Source organism: Paraburkholderia sp. Ac-20336 (assembly GCF_017105025.1).
In the GTDB taxonomy this organism is placed as follows: domain Bacteria; phylum Pseudomonadota; class Gammaproteobacteria; order Burkholderiales; family Burkholderiaceae; genus Paraburkholderia.
Genome location: NZ_JAAGPS010000256.1, coordinates 1 through 2,984 on the forward strand (window position 1 = coordinate 1; position 2,984 = coordinate 2,984).

The 2,984-nt window shown below is 69.2% G+C and carries 2 protein-coding genes and 2 pseudogenes; all 4 read right to left on the reverse strand.

Features of this window, described 5'->3' with window-relative positions; all coding sequences use genetic code 11:
* Positions 1–625: pseudogene (locus GXB81_RS30715) on the reverse strand (hypothetical protein); the annotation flags it as partial.
* The gene (locus GXB81_RS30720; RefSeq protein ID WP_205991178.1) at positions 622–1,389 is read right to left on the reverse strand and encodes a response regulator transcription factor; all 768 of its coding nucleotides are present in this window, start codon (positions 1,387–1,389) and stop codon (positions 622–624) included. The gene GXB81_RS30720 and the pseudogene GXB81_RS30715, both read right to left, overlap by 4 nt.
* 29 nt (positions 1,390–1,418) lie before the next feature.
* Positions 1,419–2,462 carry a HAMP domain-containing sensor histidine kinase gene (locus GXB81_RS30725; protein WP_277396823.1) on the reverse strand — a complete coding sequence of 348 codons (1,044 nt, stop codon included), beginning with the start codon at positions 2,460–2,462 and terminating at the stop codon, positions 1,419–1,421.
* A gap of 41 nt (positions 2,463–2,503) precedes the next feature.
* Positions 2,504–2,984, reverse strand: a pseudogene (locus tag GXB81_RS30730) (EscC/YscC/HrcC family type III secretion system outer membrane ring protein); the annotation flags it as partial.

The following is a 2,984-nucleotide window of genomic DNA, read 5'->3' on the forward strand; positions in this document are numbered from 1 at the left end:
ACGTGCGGCCGTCGACGACGCGCACGTCGTCCGCGGCATTCGCGCGGGTCAGCCGGAATACCCGCACCGAGGTCGGCGTGCGCGTATTCGCAGCGCGCTCGAAGCTGTCGGCCGCCGCGCCGAGGCGCTCGACGTAGCTCGCGGGCCCCGTTACGTCGACGGTGTGCGCAGCGGCGTCGATCGACAACGGAAAATGCGCATCGGTGAGCCCCGCGCGCGTGAGCGCGGTAACGAGCGCGTCGGGCGCCAGCGCGTGCGGCCGCAACGCGACCGACTGCTGCGCATTCACCGGCGAGACTCGCAGCGCGACGCCGTTGTAGTACCAGACGAAACCGTAAGTACGGCCGAGCGTATCGAGAAACCTTGCCGGCGCCATCGAGAAACGTCCGTCGACCGCGCCCGGCACCTCGCCGTCGACGACGACGCGCAGATGCTGAAGCGAGGCGAACGCGTCGAGCACGCTGGCGACGCTGCCGCCGGTCGCGACGTAGTCGAAGTTGTCGCTGGCCCAGACGACGGGCGCGGCGTGCGCGCGCGGCATCGGCAGCGCGGCGATCAGCACCGCTGCGGCGCACGCGATAAGCGGCCGGCGCGGCACCGGCCGGAACGGCAAGGGCAGCCTCATCGGGCCTCCGCGTCGGCTGAGTCGTTGGACGAATTCTCGGCGCGCGGCGCCTCGGCCTCGGGTTTCAGCGTCAGCCGGTAGCCGGTCGCGTAGACCGACTGCACGCTCCAGCCGACGCCGGCCGCCTTCAGGCTCGCGCGCAGCCGGCTCACGTACATGTCGACCGAGCGGCTCTGCACCGCCGCGTCCCAGCCCCAGACCACGCTCATCAGATCCTGCCGCAGCACGACGGCGCCCATGTGCCGCGCCAGATGCCAGAGGATGTCGAACTCCTTGGTGCCGAGCTTGTGCGCGGCGCCGCCGACCACGAGCGAGCGCGCCGGCTGGTCGAGCGCCGCGTCCTCGACGAACATCCGGCGGCTGTCGACGTTCATCGGCGCGAAGCGGCGCAGCAGCGCGCGCATGCGGGCGAGCAGCACCTGCCGGTCGTACGGCTTGACGAGATAGTCGTCCGCGCCGGCGTCGAGAATCTCGACGATGTCCGACTCGGCCGAATGCACGGTCTGGAAGATCACCGGCATCGTCGATTGCGAGCGGCTGCGGATCTTGTGCAGCAGCCGGTCGCCGTTGACGCCCGGCAGATCCCAGTCGAGGATCGCCAGATCGGCCCAGTTGTCGGCGAGGAACTGCTGGGCCTCGAGTCCGTTGTGGAAGGCGTCGATGTGATAGCCCTCGCTTTTCAGCCAGGCATTGACGAGCGCGTGATGCGCGACGTCGTCCTCGACGAACAGAATGCGAATTGGTTTTCCTGCAAGCGATTTCATGATCCAGCCTTAGATTGACCGCGCTTCCGTCAGACGGCACGGTTCGCGCGTAATGCCCGGTCCGCGTCGACGAGCGACGTCGACAACGACGGCGCCGCGGCGGGATTCAGGCACGGCAGGCGCAGCACGAACAGCGTGCCGCCCCGGCCGTTCAGTTCGGCGTACAGCGTGCCGCCATGCACCGCAACGATCTGCACAGCGAGTTTCAGCCCGAGGCCGAAACCCGTGGCCGATTTCTTGCCGAACTTCTCGAAATCGGTCAGCCGCTCGTCTTCGGGCAACCCGGGCAGCCCGCCCGCGTGATCGTCGACGAGCACTTCGACGAATCCGCCGTCGTGGCGCAGCGACACCGTCACGGCCTCGCCGCGCGGCGAAGCGCGCACCGCGTTGTCGATCACGTTCTGGATCGCGCGGGCCACGAAGTTGCGCATCCCGTTGACCCAGACGGGCGCATTGTCGGGCAGCCACAGATGCAGCGCCACGCCGCAATACACTGCCGTCACTTCGAGCTGCGAAATCATCTGGCGCAGCGTCGCGCGCAGGTCGAAGCGGCGGAAGTCGCGCGCCTGCAAATGCTCGGTGACCGAGGAGAAGATGAACTGCTCGCCGAGCGACAGCACGTAGCGCGCGAGCTGCGTGATCCGCTGCATGCCGCCGCAGCGCTCGAACGCTTCCGGATCGCTCGCGTCGAGCTGTGTCAGCGCGCTGATCGAATTGAGCGGCGAGCGCAGGTCGTGCAGCAGGAAGCGCAGCGACGTCGCGCGTTCGTCGAGCGAGCGCGCGAACGGCGTCACGTCGGTCACCGCGATCACCGCGCCCGCGCCAGGCAGCGGTGCCCCCGCCTGCAGCCACAGCGTCGCCTCGCCGGCGCGCACTTCGCGGCCCGCTTCCAGATCGCGCGGCAGCGGCACGTCGTCGAAGCCGAAGTGCTCGGCCAGCGCGACCGCGAAATCGACGCCAGGCGGCAGCGCCATCTCGAGCATCGCGAGCGCGCGCGCGTTGGCATCGAGCACCGCGCCCGCGGCGTCGAGCGCGACGACGCCGCACGGCAGCGCATCGAGCATCGCGCGCAGGCGCGCGGCGTCCTCGTCCTCGTGCGCGCGCCCGGGGCTCGTCACGCGGGCCCCTGCTCGTCGCCCGCGTCGGGCGCGCCCGGAGAAATCACGCGCGGCGTCAGCAGGAACAGCCGCTCCATATGGCTGTTCTGCCGCGTGTGAGTGCGGAACAGCGCGCCGATCAGCGGGATCTTCGAGAGCCCCGGCACGCCGGTGACGCCGGTCGAGTCGTCGTAGGCGCGATAGCCCGCGATCAGGAGCGCCTGCCCTTCGTCGATGAACGCCTGCGTGTCGATCGTGCTGTTCGTGACGGTCGGCAGGTTGCCGACGAGCTGCTGCGTATTCACCTGGCCGTCCTGGATCGCGACGTCGAGCTTGATGCGCGTGCGCCCGTCCTCGTCGACGACCATCGGCAGCACGCGCAGCGATACGCCCGCCGAAATGCTGTACAGATCACCCGAGGTGTAGCCCGTGACCGGCACGAAGAACTGCGTCTGGTTGTCCATCACCGCTTCGATGTTGTTCAGCGTGACGACCTTC

Bases quoted from the DNA above. Each gene is read 5' to 3' on its own strand.
- GXB81_RS30720 (WP_205991178.1), bottom strand. From the start codon at position 1,389: ATGAAATCGCTTGCAGGAAAACCAATTCGCATTCTGTTCGTCGAGGAC.